This window comes from Streptomyces sp. NBC_01092 (assembly GCF_045039535.1).
Lineage (GTDB): Bacteria > Actinomycetota > Actinomycetes > Streptomycetales > Streptomycetaceae > Streptomyces.
Window position 1 is genome coordinate 1972379 of sequence record NZ_CP108659.1, and the last position, 19290, is coordinate 1991668.

The following is a 19290-nucleotide window of genomic DNA, read 5'->3' on the forward strand; positions in this document are numbered from 1 at the left end:
ACTGTATCCGATCAGTGGAAGGACATCTTCCGGGGGTCGGTCACTTGTGCTTCGTGAGGGATTTCGAGGACACGGGGAAGTCGAAGAAGGTGTCCGGGTAGGGCTCCGGCTTGTACGTGTAGTGCCACCACTCCTCGGCGAGGTTCACGAATCCGAGGGCTTCCAGGGTGCTCTTGAGGAGCAGCCGGTTGGCGCGTTGTTCGCCCTGGATGCGCGGGTCGAGGGTGTGGGAGAGGGTGTCGAAGCAGTCGAAGCCGGTGCCCATGTCGACGGAGTTGTCGGGGAAGCGCTCGCCCTTGGGGGCATAGCAGGGCACCAGGGGCTCTCCGGGTAGGTACGGCCTGGTCGGCTTGGCCGGCAGCTTGACGATGGTCAGGTCCATGGTCGAGCCGCGGCTGTGGCCGGATTTCTCCGCGATGTAGCCGTCCAGGAACAGTCGGGTCTTGTCGACGTTCGGGTAGAACTCGTCCTTCATGGCCTCGTCGTCGAGGTCCTCCGCCCAGCGCACGAAGTGGTCGACGGCGCGCTGCGGGCGGTAGCAGTCGTACACCTTGAGCGTGTAGCCCTGGCGCAGCAGTCGCTGCTGGGCCTTGTGGAGCGCTTCGGCGGCGGGGCGGGTGAGGATGCACAGGGGCTGGCGGTAGCCGTCGATGCGCTCGCCGACGAAGTTGTGCGGGGTGAAGTACCGCATCTCCTGGACGATGGTGGGGTCCACGGTTCTCAGCGCGACGAAGTCCTTCGGCGCCTTGGGCTCGGTCTTCGCCTGGGCGGTCGCGGGGGCGACGGTCACGGCGAGCAGCGTGGCAAGCGTGACGGCCAGTCGCCGTGCCGTGGTCGAGAGTCGTGTCATGTCTCCTGCATCTATCAGGTCTGCGGTCCGGCGGGGAAGCGATCGGGCACGGTTCCTTCTGAAGACGGACATGACGCCCTGCCGCTGTGCGGTCGACCGTGGCACACTCTTCTGACGCTTCGTCAGATCTGTTGCCCGGGAGGGGATATGCCACGCACGCGTACGCCTGTGGTCGAAGGGTGGTTCGCCGGTGACGGGGAGGACTTCCGGCTCATCGGCACCCGCTGCTCTGCGTGTACCTCGGTCTTCTTTCCGCGTGAGGACGCCCACTGTCGCAACCCGGGCTGCGCAGGCGGTGACCTGGAAGAAGTCCCCCTTTCCCGGCGCGGACGTGTCTGGTCCTTCACAGACAGCCGGCACCGTCCTCCGTCACCCTATGTGACCGATCCGGAACTTCCGTGGGAGCCGTACACGTTGGTCGCTGTGGAACTGGAATCCGAGTGCCTCGTGCTGCTGGGACAGGCAGTTCCAGGGGTCACCGTCGCCGATCTGACGGTGGGCATGGACGTGGAGGTCGTTCCCGGCGTGCTCCATGAGGACGCGGAGACGATCTGGACGACCTGGCAGTGGCGGCCGACGGGGGTGACGGCATGACGGACGACGTGGCGGTGCTCGGCGCGGGGATGCATCCGTGGGGCAAGTGGGGACGCAACTTCGTGGAGTACGGGGCGGTGGCGGCCCGTGCGGCACTGGCGGACGCGGGACTGGAGTGGCGGGACATCGGGTCGATCGTCGGCGCGGACACCGTGCGAGGCGGCTACCCGGGGTATGTGGCCGGGGCGACGTTCGCGAAGGCTCTCGGCTGGCAGGGCGCCCGCGTCACGAGCGTGTACGCGGCGTGCGCGTCGGGGGCGCAGGCCGTCAACACCGCGCGGGCGCAGATACTTTCGGGGCTCGCGGACGTGGTGCTCGTAGTAGGTGCCGACGCGGCGCCGAAGGGCTTCTTCCGGCCGGCCGGCGGCGAGCGGCCCGACGACCCGGACTGGCTGCGCTTCCGCGTCCTGGGTGCGACGAATCCGACCTACTTCGGGCTGTACGCGCGTCGGCGGATGGCCGTGCACGGGGACACACGCGAGGACTTCGCTGAGGTCAAGGTGAAGAACTCCGCTGCGGGCGCACTCAATCCCCACGCGCGCTATCGCAAGCCGGTCACCGCCGACGAGGTCGCCGCCTCCGCCCTGGTCGCCGATCCCCTGCGACTGCTGGACATCTGCGCCACGTCGGACGGAGGTGCGGCGCTCGTGCTGGCCGGGATGGACTTCGCGCGTCGGCAGGGGGTCGCGAATCCGGTGCGGATCCGGGCGGTCTCCACGGTGACGCCGCGCTACCCGAACACCGTCCTGGACCTGCCCGACGTGGCGACGGACTCCGCCGTGGCGGTCCGACCGGCGGACGAGACATTCCGGGAGTCGATCGCGCGCGCGGCCTACGAGGAGGCGGGAGTCGGCCCCGAGGACCTCTCGTTCGCAGAGGTCTACGACCTGTCCACCGCGCTGGAGCTGCAGTGGTACGAGGATCTTGGACTGTGCGGCGAGGGCGAGGCCGCGAAGCTGCTGAGGGAGGGTACGACGGCACTGGGGGGACGGATACCCGTGAACGCGAGCGGTGGCCTGGCCTCCTTCGGCGAGGCGGTCCCGGCCCAGGCCATAGCCCAGGTATGCGAACTCACCTGGCAGTTGCGGGACGCCGCGGGCGACCGGCAGGTCCCCGGGGCCCGGGTGGGCATCGCCGCGAACCAGGGGCTGTTCGGGCACGGATCGGCGGTGGTCGCGGTGCGCTGAGCGCGGCCGTGCGACAGGCCCGCGGAGGCGGTCGCAAGGACGCCGCACCGCCCCCGCGCCGCCCATCGCGATCAGCATTTATCTACGCTGCGTGAGCGGCCCGGAATCCTGCGTGAACGTCTAATGAACTGGGCTCGGGCGCACTCCGGCGGCGCCATCATGCTGCCGTGCACTCCTGGACGGATACTCTCCGCTTCGCTTTCCAACCGGTGGTCAATCTGACGACCGGTGGAGTCGCGGGGCTGGAGATACTCGCCCGCCCGGAGACCGGTGACGTCCTGGCCGAGGCGCGCCGCGATCCCGAACTCGACGGCCAGCTCGCCGTGTTGGCGTTCCGTGCGGCGGCTCGCAAGGAGACACTGCTCCCCCTGTACGTCAACGTGTTCGCCGGCACCCTCGCCGACCTCGGCGGGCTGACACCGCTGCACGACGCCGTCCGCGCGGCGGGGCGGCTGCCGTGGGAGGTGACGATCGACATCGGTCCGCCCTACACGCACGTGCCCCAGCAGGCGCTTCTGGAGGCGGTCGGCGCCCTCCGGGACCAGGGGTTCCGGATCAGTGCGGACGGCGTGGGCGACGGAGACATCCCGCTGCGGTTACTGACGGACCTGACACCGGAGCTGGTGAAGCTCGACGCCTCGCTGCTGGCCCGGCCGGCGGCGATCGGGGCGATGCGGGCGCTGTGCGAGCAGCTGGGAGCGCTCGTGTGCGTCGAGGGTGTGGAGACGGAACTCCAGTGTGCGGCGGCGCGCTCCGCGGGTGCACAGCTCGCTCAGGGCGAACTGTTCGCTCCGCCGGCGCGGCTGCCCGCGGCGGAGGTATACGTTCCGCCGCGCACGCCCGGACTGGGGGTGACGCCTCCTTCGGGACCCTCGGTGCGGGAGTTCGTCCGGCCGGCCGCGTTGCTGCCCGCCACCGCGTCGGCGGGACAGGTGCGGGCGCTGCTGACCGGGTCGCCGGACGTGTCCGGGGTGCTCCTGGTGGACATGCACGGTGTCCCGGTCCGGTCGGTGCATCGTTCCCGGTTCCTGCTGTCGATGTCGGGCCGCTACGGCCACGCCCTGTACGCCGACCGGCCTGCGGCCAAGCTCGGTGATCCACCGCGCACGGTGGGCGTCGACGCCACCGCGTGGGAGGTGCTGGACGTGGTCGCGGACGGCGGCCGGGACCGCACCTCGGACGATGTGGCCGTGGTCGACCGGTTCGGCCGCTGCGTGGGCGTCGTACGGCTCGCGGACCTCGTTCGGGCACTCGCCGAGACCCGGGTCGAGGAGGCCGCCGGGCTCAACCCGCTGACCCGGCTGCCCGGTTCGGACGCGATCACCGGTGAGGTGGACCGGCGGATCGCCGACGGCCGGAGGTTCGCACTGAGCTGGCTGGACGTGGACCACTTCAAGCAGGTCAACGATGGCGCCGGTTTCGCTGCGGGCGACGAGCTGATCCGGTCGGTCGGACGGGCGCTTCAGCACGCGGCGACGGACAGCACCCGCGTGGGCCACATCGGCGGCGACGACTTCCTCGTGCTCGCGGACCCGGAGGGGCTGAATCCGGTGGCCCTCTCCATGCTGGACGCTCCCTGGTCGGCGGCCGGGCGTCCCGTCACGCTGTCGTTGGCGACGGTCCTGTGCGAACCCGGCAGTGTGGCGGACCATCGGCAGGCGGCCTCCTGTCTGGCGCCGTTGAAGAAGGCCGCGAAGTCACTGAGTGGGGCGAGCTGGGTGCTGGGGCGCGCGGGGCTGCCGGGGCATGAGATTCTTCGCGGGGCGGAGGCGGCCCCCGCGGCTGGGTGCGCGGTGGCGGAGCCCGGCAGGGGGTGAGACGATTTCCCACGAGATCGGCGGTGGCCGAAAGGCATCCGTGGGCCTCAGCACAAAAAGCACAACAATGGTCCTCGACCCCTGCAGGATCCAGCGGGAACTGGCCCGCCCGCCGGCATCGGCAGGGCCTCGGAGATCCGTCCCTGTCCCTACCCACTTCCAAGTCGGCGTGCCCCGAACACGGTCGGCGTGGGCCCGTGCCCCGTCGGCACGCCCCGAACCGTTGGCGTCGGCGACCTTGACGCCCCCTGGACGCCGGTGAACACTTCCCGGTGTCAGCCGACATCGCCGTACATTTTCGGCGTATCCACGCAGTGCGCCGCGCGGTTCCGCCTGTGCCAAGGCCTCCCCCACGGGCGATTCCGGCTGCGACGGCACGCTCGTCACGGATGCCGGGCGGGGCTCAGGACCCTCCCTGCCTTCGGCTGAAGTCGCCATGGGAAACGCACCCCGCACGAAGAACCGGGGCCGATCGTCCCGGCCAGGGCCTAGGAGCAGCCATGAGCAACGGAGACATCTTCCTCGGTGAGGTCATCGGCACCGCGATCCTGATCCTCTTCGGGGCCGGAGTCGTCGCCGCCGTCGTACTGAACTACTCGAAGGCGAAGGACGGGGGCTGGATCGTCATCGCCTTCGGCTGGGGATTCGGCGTGATGGCCGGCGCGTACACCGCGGCACCGCTGTCCGGCGGACATCTCAACCCGGCCGTGACCATCGGGATCGCCATCGACACCGGGGACTGGGACAAGGTCCTCATCTACATCGCCGGCCAGATGGTCGGCGCAATGCTCGGTGCCGTGCTGTGCTGGCTGGTCTACTTCGCGCAGTTCCAGGCCAACGCCGACAAGGAGATCGCCCAGCCAACGCTCGGGATCTTCTCCACCGCACCAGCGATCCGCAATCCCGTGGCGAACCTCATCACCGAGATCATCGCGACGATCGGGCTGGTGCTGCCGATCCTGGCGTTCGGCCTGACCAAGGGCCTCGTCCTGTCGGGCACCGCGATCCTGATCGTCTCGTTCCTGGTGGTCGGCATCGGTCTGTCGCTCGGTGGTCCCACGGGGTACGCCATCAACCCGGCCCGTGACCTGGGCCCCCGAATCATCCACGCCCTGCTCCCGATTCCCAACAAGGGCACCTCGGACTGGAGTTACGCGTGGATCCCGGTGGTGGGACCGCTGATCGGCGGGGCGCTGTCCGGGGTCATCTTCAACGCAGCGTTCTGAACGAACCGACGAAGGGGACGTCATGACGGACAAGTTCGTCGCCGCAATCGACCAGGGCACGACCTCGAGCCGTTGCATCATCTTCAACCAGGACGGCGCGATCGTGGCCGTCGACCAGCGCGAGCACCGCCAGATCTTCCCCAAGCCCGGCTGGGTGGAGCACGACGCCACGGAGATCTGGTCCAAGGTGCAGGCGGTGGTCGCCGGGGCGACCGCGAAGGCCGGACTGCGCACCGACCAGATCAGCGCGCTCGGCATCACCAACCAGCGCGAGACCACGGTTCTGTGGGACCGCGCGACGGGCAAGCCGGTGCACAACGCGATCGTGTGGCAGGACACGCGTACCGCGGCACTGTGCAACCAGCTCGGTGGCTCGGACGGGCAGGATCGATTCCGCGAGCAGACCGGACTGCCGCTGGCCAGCTACTTCTCCGGCCCCAAGGCGGCCTGGCTGCTCGACAACGTACCCGGCCTCAGGGCCCGCGCCGAGCGCGGCGAGATCGCCTTCGGCACCATCGACTCCTGGCTCATCTGGAACCTCACCGGCGGCACGGACGGCGGGCAGCACGTGACCGACGTGACGAACGCCGGGCGCACCATGCTGATGAACCTGGGGACCCTCCAGTGGGACCCCTCGATTCTGTCCGCCATGAACGTGCCCGAGGCCATCCTTCCGGAGATCAGGTCCTCCTCCGAGGTGTACGGGACCGCCGTCGGCCAGCTGGCCGGAGTGCCGGTCGCCTCGGCGCTGGGCGACCAGCAGGCAGCCGTGTTCGGGCAGGCCTGCTACGACGTCGGCAACGCGAAGAACACCTACGGCACGGGCAGCTTCCTGCTGCTCAACACGGGCAACCGGCCGGTGCCGTCGAAGAGCGGACTGCTGACGACGATGGGCTACAAGATCGGCAGCGAGGCGCCCGTGTACTGCCTGGAAGGGGCAATAGCCATAACGGGCGCGCTGGTCCAGTGGTTCCGCGACCAGCTCGGAATCATCCGCACCGCCGACGAGATCGAGCCGCTTGCGGCGAGCGTCGAGGACAACGGCGGCGCGTACATCGTGCCCGCCTTCTCCGGCCTGTTCGCACCGTACTGGCGCTCCGACGCGCGCGGTGTCATCACTGGCCTGACGCGCTACGTCACCAAGGCGCACCTAGCACGTGCGGTGCTGGAGGCGACGAGCTGGCAGACGCGCGAGGTCGTGGACGCCATGTACCAGGACTCCGGTGTCGAGATCACGACTCTCAAGGTCGACGGAGGCATGACGAAGAACAACCTGCTCATGCAGCACCAGGCGGACGTGCTCGACGTGCCGGTGATCCGGCCCAAGATCTCCGAGACGACCTGCCTGGGTGCCGCGTACGCGGCAGGACTGGCCACCGGAGTGTGGAACGACCTGGACGAGCTCAAGGCGCACTGGGCGAAGGACGTCGAGTGGACGCCGACCATGAACGCCCCGGAGCGGGACCGCGAGTACCACAACTGGCGCAAGGCGGTGGAGAAGAGCTTCGGCTGGGAGGAGGACGGCGAGAACTGAGCGAGGTCCCGGAGCCGAGAACGGTCCACGCGTGCGTGCGCCCCAAGTGAGCCACGCGCGCGTGCCCATGGCCCACGGCTCGTACCCCGGTCGGCGGGGGTACGGGCCGTGTCCGTACCCGGGCTTCAGGTGGTGACGGTCTCGCGGCGGTCCGCCTGATAGGCCATCGCGTGCTGGACGACGCCTATGAGGATCTCCTTGACGGACTCCCGGTCGCGGGCGTCGCACAGCAGCACCGGCACGTCGGCGTCGAGGTCGAGGGCCTGCCGGATGTCCTGCGCCGGGTAACGGGCGGCTCCCTCGAAGCAATTGACGCCTACGAGGAAGGGTATGGAGCGCCGCTCGAAGTAGTCGACGGCAGCGAAGCAGTCCTCCAGGCGCCGCGTGTCGGCGAGGACGACTGCGCCGAGCGCGCCCTCCGACAGCTCGTCCCACATGAACCAGAACCGCTCCTGGCCGGGCGTGCCGAAGAGGTACAGGACCAGGTCCTCGCGCAGAGTGATGCGTCCGAAGTCCATGGCCACGGTGGTGGTGCGCTTGCCCTCGATGCCGCTCGTGTCGTCGACCGGTCGTCCGGCCTCGGTGAGCAGTTCCTCGGTGCGCAGTGGCCTGATCTCGCTGACCGCGCCGACGAGGGTGGTCTTGCCCACGCCGAAGCCGCCGGCCACCAGGATCTTGAGCGTGACGGGCTCGACCGGAGGCTTCCCGCGCTCAGAACGCCCGAAGATCATCGATCTCTTCTCCTGCTTGATGGGGGTCGCGCGACGGTGGGCCGTAGCCTCCGCCGCCGGGGGTTTCGATGACGAGTACGTCGCCGGGGCCGACGTCCGCCGAGTCGCTTCCGCCAAGTGCGGTGACCGTGCCGTCCGCGTGTTCGACGCGGTTGGCGCCCAGCGCACCGGGCTCTCCGCCCGCCATGCCGTAGGGCGGGACCCGGCGGTGCTGGGACAGCGTGGAGACGGCCATGGGCTCGAGGAACCGGATGCGGCGTACGGCGCCGTCCCCGCCGTGCCAGCGCCCGGCGCCGCCGCTGCCGAGTCGTACGGCGAACTCGTCGAGTCGGACGGGCAGCCGCCACTCCAGCACTTCGGGGTCGGTGAGCCGTGAGTTGGTCATGTGGGTCTGGACGACGGGGGCGCCGGGAAACCCGTCGCCCGCGCCGGATCCGGAGGCCACGGTCTCGTAGTACTGGTGGCGCTCGTTGCCGAAGGTGACGTTGTTCATGGTGCCGGAGCCCTCGGCCTGGACGCCGAGGGCTGCGTAGAGGGCGCCGGTGATCGCCTGGGAGGTTTCCACGTTGCCCGCGACGACCGCGGCCGGCGGTTCCGGGGCGAGCATGGAACCGGACGGCACGACGATGTCGAGGGGGCGCAGGCAGCCGTCGTTGAGGGGGATGTCGTCGGCGACCAGGGTGCGGAAGACGTAAAGGACCGCCGCGTTGACGACCGAGAAGGGTGCGTTGAAGTTGGTGGCCAGCTGCGGGGACGTGCCGGTGAAGTCGACGGTGGCGGTGCGGCCCGCGCGGTCCACGCGCACGCGTACCCGGATCACGGCGCCGGAGTCGGTCTCGTAGGCGTATTCGCCGTCGTCGAGGGCGTCGATGACCCGGCGTACCGCTTCCTCGGCGTTGTCCTGGACGTGCCGCATGTACGCCTGGACGACGTCGAGGCCGAAGTTCTCGATCATGCGGGCGACTTCGTCGACGCCCTTCTGGTTGGCCGCGATCTGGGCGCGCAGGTCGGCGAGGTTGGTCCTGGGGTTGCGCGAGGGGTAGGGCGCCTCGGTGAGCAGGCGGAGGGTCTCCTCCTCGCGGAAGCGGCCGTCTTCGGCGAGCAGCCAGTTGTCGAAGAGGATTCCCTCCTCGTCGATGGTGCTGCTGTTCGCGGGCATGGAGCCGGGCGCGATGCCGCCGATCTCGGCGTGGTGGCCGCGTGAGGCGACGTAGAAGAGGATCTCCGGTTCACCCTCCGTGTTCGCCGCGCTTCCTGCGTCGAAGACCGGGGTGATCACGGTGACGTCGGGCAGGTGGGTGCCGCCGTGGTAGGGGTCGTTGACGGCGTAGGTGTCGCCGGGGTGCATCCGGGAGCCGCGGCGCCGGATGACCTCCTTGACACTCGTGCCCATGGAGCCCAGGTGGACGGGGATGTGGGGGGCGTTGGCCACCAGGCTTCCGTCCGGGTCGAAGAGCGCGCAGGAGAAGTCCAGGCGTTCCTTGATGTTGACGGACTGGGCCGTGGATTCGAGGCGGGCGCCCATCTGTTCGGCGATGGACATGAAGAGATTGTTGAAGACCTCAAGCAGAACCGGGTCGGCTTTCGTGTCGAGTTCGGAACTCTCCGTAATCGCCGCGCGTTCCATGACCAGATGCCCGTCGTGGGTCGCCACGGCTTGCCAGCCGTCGTCCACGACGGTCGTCGCGCCGGCCTCGGTGACGATCGCCGGGCCGGTGACGGTTTCGCCGGGAGGGAGGAACTCGCGGCGGTGCAGGGGCACGTCGCGCCAGGTGCCGCCGGTGTGGAGGCGGACGGCTCCCGGTGCGGCCGGGCTGCCTTCGGGGGCGGCCTCGTAGGGGGCGAGAGCGGAGAGATCAGGGGGTTCGGTGATGCCGGTGGCTTCGACGGAGAGCGCTTCGACGACGATCGGGCGGTCGAGTGTGAAGGAGTACGTGGCGCGATGACGTTCTTCGAAGGCGCGCCGCATCGCGTCGGGCTCGGTGAGTTCGACGGTGAGGGTGGTGTCGGTGCCGTCGTAGCGGAGTTGGGCGCGTCGGGTGATCCTGACGCGGTCCTCGGGGACGTCCTCGTCGAGGAGTTCGGCGCGGGCGGCGGATTCGAGGTCGCCAGCCGTCTTCCGGACCCCGGGCATCGAGGCGGCGTCCAGGGCTGCCTCGACGGACTGTTCGCGCATGGCGGTCGTGTCGGCGAGCCCGATACCGAGTGCGGAGAGGACGCCGGCCATGGGCGGCACGAGGACGGTGCGGATGCCGAGCGAGTCGGCGACCATGCACGCGTGCTGGCCACCCGCGCCACCGAAGGTGGTGAGCGCGTAGCGGGTGACGTCGTGGCCCTTCTGGACGGAGATCCGCTTCACGGCGTTGGCGATGTTGGCGACCGCGATCTGAAGGTAGCCCTCGGCCACCTGCTCGGGCGTGCGGTCGTCGCCGGTCTGCTCCCGGATCTCGCGGGCGAGGGCGGCGAAGCGGTCGCGGACGAGGGCATCGTCGAGGGGCTGGTCGCCCTCGGGGCCGAACACCTGGGGAAAGTGGGCGGGTTGGATGCGGCCCAGCATGACGTTGGCGTCGGTCACGGCGAGCGGACCGCCGCCCCGGTAGCAGGCGGGTCCTGGATCCGCGCCCGCCGAGTCCGGCCCTACGCGGTAGCGGGAGCCGTCGAAGTGCAGGACCGAGCCGCCGCCGGCGGCGACGGTGTGGATGTCCAGCATGGGGGCGCGCAGCCGGACTCCGGCGATCTGAGTGGTGAAGACGCGTTCGTACTCTCCCGCGAAGTGGGAGACATCGGTGGAGGTGCCGCCCATGTCGAAGCCGATGACCCGGTCGAACCCGGCGAGCTGCGACATGCGGGCCATGCCGACGATGCCGCCGGCTGGCCCGGACAGGATGGCGTCCTTGCCGCGGAACTGCCCGGCTTCGGCGAGACCGCCGTTCGACTGCATGAACATCAGCCGCACGCCTTCGAGTTGGTCGGCGACATGCTGGACGTAGCGGCGCAGCACGGGCGAGAGGTAGGCGTCGACGACGGCGGTGTCCCCGCGCGGGACGAGTTTCATCAGCGGGCTGACCTCGCTGGACAGCGAGATCTGCGGGAAGCCGATGCGGGCGGCGAGTGCGCCGACGGCCTGTTCGTGCGCGGGGTGGAGGTGGCTGTGCATGCACACCACGGCGACCGCGCGGATCCCGTCGTCGTACGCCTCCTGGAGAGGGCCGGCGAGGGCGTCCAGGTCGGGAGTGTGCAGGACGGTGCCGTCGGCGGCGATGCGCTCGTCGACCTCGACGACCCGCTCGTACAGCAGCTCGGGCAGCTCGATGCGGCGGGCGAAGATCAGGGGGCGGTTCTGGTAGGCGATGCGCAGGGCGTCGCGGAAGCCACGGGTGATCACCAGCAGGGTCCGCTCGCCCTTGCGCTCGAGGAGGGCGTTCGTGGCGACCGTCGTGCCCATGCGGACGGCCTCGATGGGGTCCGGGGAGCCGTCCAGCAGCTCGCGTACGCCCGCCACGGCCGCGTCGGAGTAGCGCGCCGGATTCTCCGACAGGAGTTTGTGCGTCAGCAGGCGGCCGTCCGGGCGTCGCGCGACGATGTCCGTGAAGGTGCCGCCACGGTCGACCCAGAACTGCCAGCCTGTCACGTCACTACCCCGCTTCCGCGCCGCTCACAGCGCCCGCAGGCCGTTGATCACGTCGCGCAGAATACTCTCGTCCACCAGCTCGGCAGGCGGTACTGGCCGGTTCACATGGACGAATTCCCCATCCACGAGATCCCCGATGAGGACGCGTACGACTCCGATGGGCAGATCGAGTTCGGCGGAGAGTTCGGCGACGGACTGCGGGGCGTCACGGCACATCTCGACGATGTCCACGTGTTCCGGGGACAGCGTCGAGTCGGCGTCCGGATCGTCCGCGTGCGATTGCGCGACGACCACCGCGATCAGGTCGAGGCGGTGCTGGGCAGCACTGGTGGTGCGGCCGCGTGTCATGGCGTACGGACGGACGACCGGCCCGGCCTCGTCGTCGAACCAGTGGCTTCTTCCCTGACCGTCAGCGCTCATGCCATCCCACTACCCGCCCGAGGACAGATCGGTGCGCGGAGCGGAGCCCAGATGTACGCCGACCCGCTTGACGAGGAGCGTCATCTCGTACGCGACCTGGCCGACGTCGGAGTCGGCGTCCGAGAGCACCGCGAGGCAGCTGCCGTCGCCGGCGGCCGTCACGAACAGGAAGGCGTCGTCGAGCTCGACGACCGTCTGCCGGACGTTGCCCGCCTCGAAGTGGCGGCCGACGCCCTTGGCGAGGCTGTGGAACCCGGACGCGACGGCGGCCAGGTGTTCGCTGTCCTCCCGCGTCAGGTCCTTGGACACACCCGTCGGCAGGCCGTCGCCGGAGAGCACGAGGGCCTTACGGATGCTGGCGACGCGGTCCACCAGGTCGTCGAGGAGCCAGTTGAGCTCCCCCGACTGGTCGGTCGCGGTGTGGCCGGTCGCCTTTGGTGCGGTCATCGACCGTCCCCCTTAGTCGTTCGTGGTGGTGCTGTGCCGCTGTGGGCGTCGTCGTCCGTGGCGTTCTCCTGGCGGCCGCGCTGCCAGCCGCGTTGGAGTGAGGCCATTCGGCTGCGTACCTCGTCCGCATCCCGCTCGACGGGTTCGGACTTGTCCTCGGTGCGCCGCGCGGGGTTCTGCTTGAGCTGTGGGGCCAGATTGGCCTGCCGTACGCGCCGGGGCAGCGGTCCCGTACCGGAGCCGGTCGACGGTCGCGGGTCGGTCGGGCTCGCTGCGGTGTCGTCGGTGCCGCTCGACGCGATCGCGGGGCGGTGTGTGCGTCTGGGGAGCGCCGGTGGCTCCGGCTGCTCACCGCGCTCGCGCCCTGCGGAGGACGGGATCCCACCGCGGTCTTCGGTGCGGTCGGGGCCGCCGGCCGCCTCGCCTCGGGGTCCCGTGCCGCGGCGGCGGGTCGGGAGTGGGGCGAGGCCGTTCGGCTGCGGACGGCTCGGGCCCTGCGAGGGCTCGGGGTCCGCCTTCTCCCGCCGGGAGCGCTGCTCGGTGACCGGGCGTCCGTGCGAGCTGACCAGTTTGGGTGCACCGCGGCGGGGCAGCGGCACCGGGGCGCTCACGTCGGCGCCTGGGCCCGCCTGGTCCGCGCCGCCGGGGAAGCCGGAGACCGGGTGCTGCTGCTCGCCGAGCGGGCCGGTCGTCTCGGTCTCCGTGGGGCTGAGGGCACGCCGCGGGTGGAAGAGGCCGCCGCGATCGCCGTCCTCGTCGTCGAGGGGGTCGGGGAAGTCGCCGAGCGCGTCGAGGTCCACGGGGGCTTCGAGCTCGACCGGGCCATCCAGGAGCGAGGCCGGCAGACCGGGCACGCGGACCGGCACCTGGGCGAGGGCGGCCCGGCGCGACTCCTCCAGTTCGGCTTCCTTGGAGGGCGTGGGGCGGTCGAGACGGAACCCGATGCCGTTGGTGTCGGGCACGTCGTCCGTGAGCAGCGCGTCGGGGATGAAGACGACCGCGGTGGTGCCTCCGTACGGCGACGGCTGGAGGGAGACGCGGACGTTCTGCCGCTGGGCGAGCCGGCTGACCACGAACAGGCCGAGCCGGTCGGTGTCGGACAGCTCGAACTCGGGTGTCTCGGCGAGCCTGAGATTGGCATCCAGCAGGGCCTCGGCCGCCATGCCCAGGCCGCGGTCGTGGATCTCCAGGGTGAAGCCGTTGGCGACGCGCTCGCCGAGAACCTGGACCGCGGTGTGCGGCGGGGAGAACACCGTGGCGTTCTCCAGGAGTTCGGCCACGAGGTGGGTGATGTCCGCGACGGCCGGGCCGGTGACGGCGACGCGGGGCAGGCGGCGCACCTCGATGCGCTCGTAGTCCTCGACCTCGGCGACGGCGGCGCGCACGACGTCCATGAGCTGGACGGGCTTGCGCCACTGCCGGGAGGGGGCGGCGCCGGAGAGGATCACCAGGCCCTCGGCGTGGCGGCGCATACGGGTGGTCAGGTGGTCGAGGCGGAACAGGTCGGCGAGTTCGTCGGTGTCCTCGGTCCGGCGTTCCATGGTGTCGAGGAGGGTGAGCTGCTTGTGCAGGAGGACCTGGCTGCGGCGGGCGAGGTTGACGAAGACCTCGGAGACGCCGGCGCGCAGTTCGGCCTGCTTGACCGCGGCCTCGACGGCGGCGCGCTGGAGGCTGTTGAGGGCCTGGCCGACGTCGCCGATCTCGTTCCGGTCGTACTCCAGGCGCGGGACCTCCGTCTCGACGTCGACCTGCTCGCCGGCGGAGAGGCGGCGCATCACGCTGGGCAGCCGTACGCCGGATGCCTCGTGGGCCTCCATGCGCAGCTGCCGGAGATCGCGGACGAGGCTGCGGCCGATGCGCACGGAAAGGATGAGCGAGAACAGCAGGGCGAGCAGGCCGAGGACGCCGGCGATGGCCGCCTTGATGATGACGCCCATCGCGACCGGGCTGACGCGGTCCTGGTAGCGGGTGCCCGCCTCGTCGTTGAGTTTGCTGAGCTCGTCGAGGACGCCGCCGGCGGCGGTGTCCCACGTCTTGGCGTCGACGGTGCTGGGCCGGCCGGCCTGGGTGGAGATGACGGCCTGTTCGGCGACGCGCAACGGAGCGGTGGAGGCGTTCTTCCAGAAGCGCTCGAAGCGTTCACGTTCGGACGAAGGCAGGTCCGTCAGGCTGACCTCGTACATGAGGGTGCGCTGTGCGACGAGGTCGGAGACGTCACGTGTCTCGTCGCGGGAGAGCTTTCCGACCACGAGGGCGGAACTGAGCAGCGCGTCCTCGCGGGAGAGCAGCTCGCGGGCGCGAGTGACGTTGAGGAGGGCGCGGGCCTGCTTGTCCATCTCCACGCTGTCGATCCCGTCGAGGGATCCCAGCAGGGCGTAGCAGGGGTCGACGAGCCGGTTGTAGAGGTCGAGGGCCTGGGATCGGGTGACCGTTCCGTCCTCGACGCTGCGGCGCAGTGGGTTGATGCCGTCGAAGGCGTCCAGGACGGCGGTGAGGCGCTCTTCGTCGCCTTCGTCCATCCCGTCGCGGACGTCGGGGTCCTTGGCGTTCTTGCGGATCTCGGAGACCGCGGCGTCGGTGGCGCTCCGGGTGACGCGCAGCGCCGTCAGCGCGTCCGAGGCCCGGGGGTCGGCGAGATAGACGAGCGCCTGACGGCGCTCCTGCTGGAGAACGCGGACGGCGTCCTCGGTGGAGTAACCGATCTTCTCGACGAGGGACGACACCGTGAACAGCTGGGCCACACCCCGCCCCGTGAGTACCGTGGCGAAACCCCAGATCGCGGTCAGGGACACCAGCGGCACGAGAAGCAGCGCCACCATCTTCCGGCGGATCGACTTCCCGCGAAAGCGCATGGCCTCCCCCAGCTCAAACCCCCCACCGGTCAGGGGGGCACATCTGTGCGTCAACAGTCGGCGCGAGCCTACTACCGACGCACAGGTAACTCGAAGAGCCATCCGGAACCTGAACTTCCGCACCGGCGGCGAGACATGGGGAGTTGTCCGGCCATTGCGGGAGATTGCCTACCGCGATCACCCGACGCCCGGGCGGAGGGAACCAGCCGGATTCTCTGGCCAGTTGGCCGGAATTTTATCCTTCCCGGGAATCTTCCGGCCGCGCCGTTCGTCCTTCTGTACGGGAAATGGGGGCGGAATGGGCCACAGGAGCCGCATCCTGCCCCTGGGCGGGGTAAAACAGCGCAAGCCGGGCAGCCACTGGGGAGCCGAGTCTTCAGACACGGGCAAGGGGTCTACTGGCGGTGGGGAGTGACACGGTGATGGGCACGGCGGAGCGGAATGAGGCGCGCGAGGACGGCGCTACGGCGCACGAGGGAGCGCGGCGCGGTCCCGAAGCGCGGGATCGCGACATTCCGGCGGGCGCTCGCAACGGGGCGGGGAGTCGCGAGATTCCGGAGGGCACGCGCGTGGTGACGGCGGACGGGGATGACGTGGTGGCCGGCTCCGGCGGCAGGGTGACGAAGGACGAGATCGGTGCCGCGGCTGTTGCCGACCGAACGGCCCAAGGGTGGTCGAGCTACCGGCCCTTGTGGGTGGAGGAGCCCGCGCGGCGCCGCCGGATGCCCGATCCGGTGCGCAGGTCGGCGGTGCGGGCGGTGCTGATCATCGCGCTGACGTTGATACAGGCGATGGTGGCCTTCCTGTGCACGCTGGCGGGATCGTGGCTGGCGTTCCCCATGGTGATCAGCAGTGTCGTCAGCACCGTCGTGGCCACCTGGGGCGCCGTCGACGTCTGGGTGACCCGCCAGGTGTGGAACCAGCGCAACGGCGTGGTCTCGGCACCGAGCAGCACGGCGCGCTCCCTGCGACGCGAGCGGCGCCGGGCGCGACAGCAGGCGCGGGAGGCGGAGCGCACGCAGGAGCGAATAGGTCAGCGGGGCGGGACCGGGCAGTTGTCGCATCCCTGAGCGTGGTCGACCGGCGGGCAGACTCGGAGGCAGGGACGGCTGAGCCGTCCTCGCTGGGCGTCTCAGAGCACCCCGCATTCGCCGACAGGAGAGGCCCGTGTCCCCCACCTACGACGTGATCGTCATCGGCCTCGGCGGCATGGGCAGCGCGGCCGCCCACCACCTGTCCGCGCGCGGCGCCCGTGTGCTGGGGCTGGAGAAGTTCGGCCCGGTGCACGACCGCGGCTCCAGCCATGGCGGTTCGCGGATCACACGGCAGTCGTACTTCGAGGACTCGGCATACGTCCCGCTGCTGCTGCGCGCCTACGAGCTGTACGAGGACCTGGAGCGGGCCGGCGGCCGGGACATAGCCACCCTCTGCGGTGGCGTGATGGTCGGCCTGCCGGATTCACGCACCGTCTCCGGCTCGCTGCGTTCGGCGCAGGAGTGGGATCTGCCGCACGAGATGCTGGACGCGAAGGAGATCCGCCGCCGCTTCCCGATGCTCACGCCGAAGGACGACGAGGTGGCGTTCTACGAGAGGAGGGCCGGTTTCCTGCGGCCGGAGAACACCGTCGCCGCGCATCTCAAGCTGGCCACCCGGCAGGGCGCCGACCTGCACTTCGAAGAGCCGATGACGCGCTGGGAGCCGTACCGGGACGGCGTACGTGTGCACACGGCCGAGAACACCTACACCGCCGGCCAGCTGGTGATCTGCCCGGGCGCGTGGGCGCCGCGGCTGCTGGCCGATCTAGGGGTGCAGTTCTCCATCGAGCGGCAGGTCATGTACTGGTTCCAGCCGAAGCAAGGCACCGGTCCGTTCCTTCCCGCACATCACCCCGTCTACATCTGGGAGGACGCCGCCGGCGTCCACGTCTACGGATTCCCTGCCATCGACGGACCCGACTCCGGGGCCAAGGTCGCTCTCTTCCAGAAGGGCCAGGTCACGACGCCGGAGACGATCGACCGGACCGTCCACGAGGACGAGATCCAGACCATGGCGGACCACCTGTCCGACTGTGTCCCGGACCTGCCCGGGACCTTCCTCAAGGCCGCGACCTGCATGTTCTCCAACACGGCCGACGAGCACTTCGTCATCGCCCGCCACCCGGCGCACCCGCAGTCGGTCACGGTGGCCTGCGGGTTCTCCGGGCACGGTTTCAAGTTCGTGCCCGTCGTCGGCGAGATCCTCGCCGACCTCGCCCTGACCGGCGGCACCGCGCACCCCATCGGCCTGTTCGACCCGACTCGCCTCATTGACACTGTCCTGCCTCACTGACACTGTCCTTGATCCAGCAGCCGCCCGAACCCGCCCGAGCCGCTCCCTCCCCCTCCCCGGCCCACGAGGAGTCCGCGCATGTCGAAAACGGAGCAGTCAGCCGGTCCGCACAGTCATGACGACGCCGAACTCGCCGAGTTCGGCTATAAGCCCGAACTCAAGCGCACCCTGGGCAACTTCCACACCTTCGCCGCCGGGATCAGCTACATCTCGATCCTCACCGGCACGTTCCAGCTGTTCTACTTCGGCTACGGCAGCGGCGGTCCCGCCTACTGGTGGTCGTGGCCGATGGTGTTCGTCGGCCAGTTCATGGTCGCACTCTGTTTCGCGGAGCTCGCCGCCCGCTATCCCGTGGCGGGCTCGGTCTACAACTGGTCGAAGAAGATAGGCAATCCGCACCTGGGCTGGCTCGCCGGCTGGATGATGCTGATCGCATCCATCGTGTCGATCTCGGCCGTGGCGCTGGCCTACCAGTTGACGCTCCCCCAGATCTCGTCGGCCTTCCAGCTCGTGGGGGACGGCACCGGCAAGTACGACGTGGCGACCAACGCGGTCATCCTGGCCGCGGTGCTGATCCTGTTCACCACCGTGGTGAACGCCTTCGGCGTCAAGCTGATGGCGAGGATCAACACGGCGGGCGTGTTCATCGAGCTGATCGCTACCGTCGTACTGATCGTCCTGTTCGCCGTCCACATCACACGCGGCCCGCAGGTCGTCCTGGAGACGAACGGCACCGGCGCGGACTACGGCACCGGGTACCTGGGCGCGTTCCTCGTGGCCTCGCTGGCGTCGGCGTATGTGATGTACGGCTTCGACACGGCGTCCTCCCTCGGTGAGGAGTGCCTGGACCCGTCCCGCAACGCACCGCGCGCCATCATCCGCGCCATCGTGGCCTCGTTCGTCCTGGGCGGCCTGATCCTGCTGCTGGCGCTGATGAGCGTGTCCAGCTTGAAGGGCGAGAAGCTGTCGACGGACGGACTTCAGTACGTCGTGCTCAATGTGCTCGGTCCCACGGCCGGCAAGGCGATGCTGTGGTGCGTGCTGATCGCCGTCACTGTGTGCGCGCTGGCGGTGCACACGGCGGCGATCCGGCTGGCGTTCGCGATGGCCCGGGACAACAACCTGCCGGCCTCCTCGCGGCTGGCGCGGGTCAGCCCGCGCTTCCAGACGCCGGTGCTGCCGACCGTGATCATCGGGGTCCTGGCCCTGGCCATCCTGGTGGTCAACATCCGGCAGCCGCAGATCTTCACCGTCGTCACGAGCATCGGCATCATCATGATCTACCTCGCCTATCTCGGTGTCACCGCGCCGATGCTGGTGGCGCGGCTGCGGGGCAAGTGGCAGCCGGCGGGCGACGGGAAGTTCTCGCTGGGAAGGTGGGGGCTGCTGGTCAACATCGTCGCCGTGGTGTGGGGCGCGGGCATGACGATCAACCTGATCTGGCCGCGCGCCGCGGTCTACAACGCGGCGGCTCCGTATCACTGGTATCTGCGCTGGGGCGCGGTGCTGTTCGTCGCCGTCATCGCGGGCGGCGGTTTCGCCTACTACTGGTTGGTCCAGCGGCACCGGACGGGCGTCCTCGCCGAGCACAGCCTCGGGACCACGGCCACACCGAACGCACCCGCCGCAGGCCCTGCCGTCTCACCGACGGCGGAATGAGCCCGCCTTCCTCA

General features: G+C 69.9%; 14 protein-coding genes. 8 read left to right on the forward strand and 6 right to left on the reverse strand.

The features are described from left to right. Positions 1-40: 40 nt before the first annotated feature. Positions 41-850, reverse strand: a complete 810-nt coding sequence (locus OG254_RS08685; RefSeq protein ID WP_405579139.1) for a M15 family metallopeptidase — start codon at positions 848-850, stop codon at positions 41-43. 168 nt (positions 851-1018) lie between these two features. Between OG254_RS08685 and OG254_RS08690 the strand changes: the two genes are divergently transcribed. The 5 genes from OG254_RS08690 to glpK all read left to right on the forward strand — a co-directional run bounded on the left by OG254_RS08690 (position 1019) and on the right by glpK (position 7208). Then, complete coding sequence (locus OG254_RS08690) at positions 1019-1444, forward strand: Zn-ribbon domain-containing OB-fold protein (RefSeq protein WP_405594901.1); 426 nt, start codon at positions 1019-1021, stop codon at positions 1442-1444. After that, a complete protein-coding gene (locus tag OG254_RS08695; protein ID WP_405579142.1) occupies positions 1441-2631 on the forward strand; it encodes a lipid-transfer protein in 1191 nt (396 codons plus the stop codon). The genes OG254_RS08690 and OG254_RS08695 overlap by 4 nt, the downstream gene beginning before the upstream one ends. A gap of 167 nt (positions 2632-2798) precedes the next feature. Further along, on the forward strand, positions 2799-4448 hold the full coding sequence (locus OG254_RS08700; protein WP_405579144.1) for an EAL domain-containing protein: 1650 nt from the start codon (positions 2799-2801) through the stop codon (positions 4446-4448). A gap of 500 nt (positions 4449-4948) precedes the next feature. Then, complete coding sequence (locus OG254_RS08705; RefSeq protein ID WP_405579147.1) at positions 4949-5674, forward strand: MIP/aquaporin family protein; 726 nt, start codon at positions 4949-4951, stop codon at positions 5672-5674. A gap of 22 nt (positions 5675-5696) precedes the next feature. Then, positions 5697-7208: a glycerol kinase GlpK gene (glpK, locus tag OG254_RS08710; protein ID WP_405579150.1), complete on the forward strand. Its 1512-nt coding sequence runs from the start codon at positions 5697-5699 to the stop codon at positions 7206-7208. 125 nt (positions 7209-7333) lie between these two features. Here the strand turns inward: glpK and OG254_RS08715 are convergent, their stop codons facing one another. From OG254_RS08715 to OG254_RS08735, 5 genes are read right to left on the reverse strand one after another with little or no spacing between them, the layout of a single operon-like run. Beyond that, positions 7334-7939, reverse strand: coding sequence for an ATP/GTP-binding protein (locus tag OG254_RS08715; RefSeq protein WP_351196454.1), 606 nt, complete (start codon positions 7937-7939; stop codon positions 7334-7336). Continuing rightward, the gene (locus OG254_RS08720; RefSeq protein ID WP_405579154.1) at positions 7920-11570 is read right to left on the reverse strand and encodes a hydantoinase B/oxoprolinase family protein; all 3651 of its coding nucleotides are present in this window, start codon (positions 11568-11570) and stop codon (positions 7920-7922) included. Before OG254_RS08720 ends, OG254_RS08715 begins: the two co-directional genes overlap by 20 nt. Before the next feature lie 24 nt (positions 11571-11594). Further along, entirely contained in the window at positions 11595-11990 is a 396-nt protein-coding gene (locus OG254_RS08725; RefSeq protein ID WP_405579157.1) for a DUF742 domain-containing protein, read from the reverse strand. 9 nt (positions 11991-11999) lie between these two features. Beyond that, positions 12000-12437 carry a roadblock/LC7 domain-containing protein gene (locus OG254_RS08730; RefSeq protein WP_147997260.1) on the reverse strand — a complete coding sequence of 146 codons (438 nt, stop codon included), beginning with the start codon at positions 12435-12437 and terminating at the stop codon, positions 12000-12002. Continuing rightward, positions 12434-15289, reverse strand: coding sequence for a nitrate- and nitrite sensing domain-containing protein (locus OG254_RS08735; protein WP_405579160.1), 2856 nt, complete (start codon positions 15287-15289; stop codon positions 12434-12436). The genes OG254_RS08730 and OG254_RS08735 overlap by 4 nt, the downstream gene beginning before the upstream one ends. 422 nt (positions 15290-15711) lie before the next feature. Between OG254_RS08735 and OG254_RS08740 the strand changes: the two genes are divergently transcribed. From OG254_RS08740 to OG254_RS08750, 3 genes are all read left to right on the forward strand, one after another. Beyond that, positions 15712-16359 carry a hypothetical protein gene (locus OG254_RS08740; RefSeq protein WP_405594903.1) on the forward strand — a complete coding sequence of 216 codons (648 nt, stop codon included), beginning with the start codon at positions 15712-15714 and terminating at the stop codon, positions 16357-16359. Positions 16360-16456: 97 nt separating this feature from the next. Continuing rightward, on the forward strand, positions 16457-17617 hold the full coding sequence (solA, locus tag OG254_RS08745) for an N-methyl-L-tryptophan oxidase (protein ID WP_405579162.1): 1161 nt from the start codon (positions 16457-16459) through the stop codon (positions 17615-17617). Positions 17618-17695: 78 nt separating this feature from the next. After that, entirely contained in the window at positions 17696-19276 is a 1581-nt protein-coding gene (locus OG254_RS08750; RefSeq protein WP_405579165.1) for an APC family permease, read from the forward strand. Positions 19277-19290: the final 14 nt, after the last annotated feature.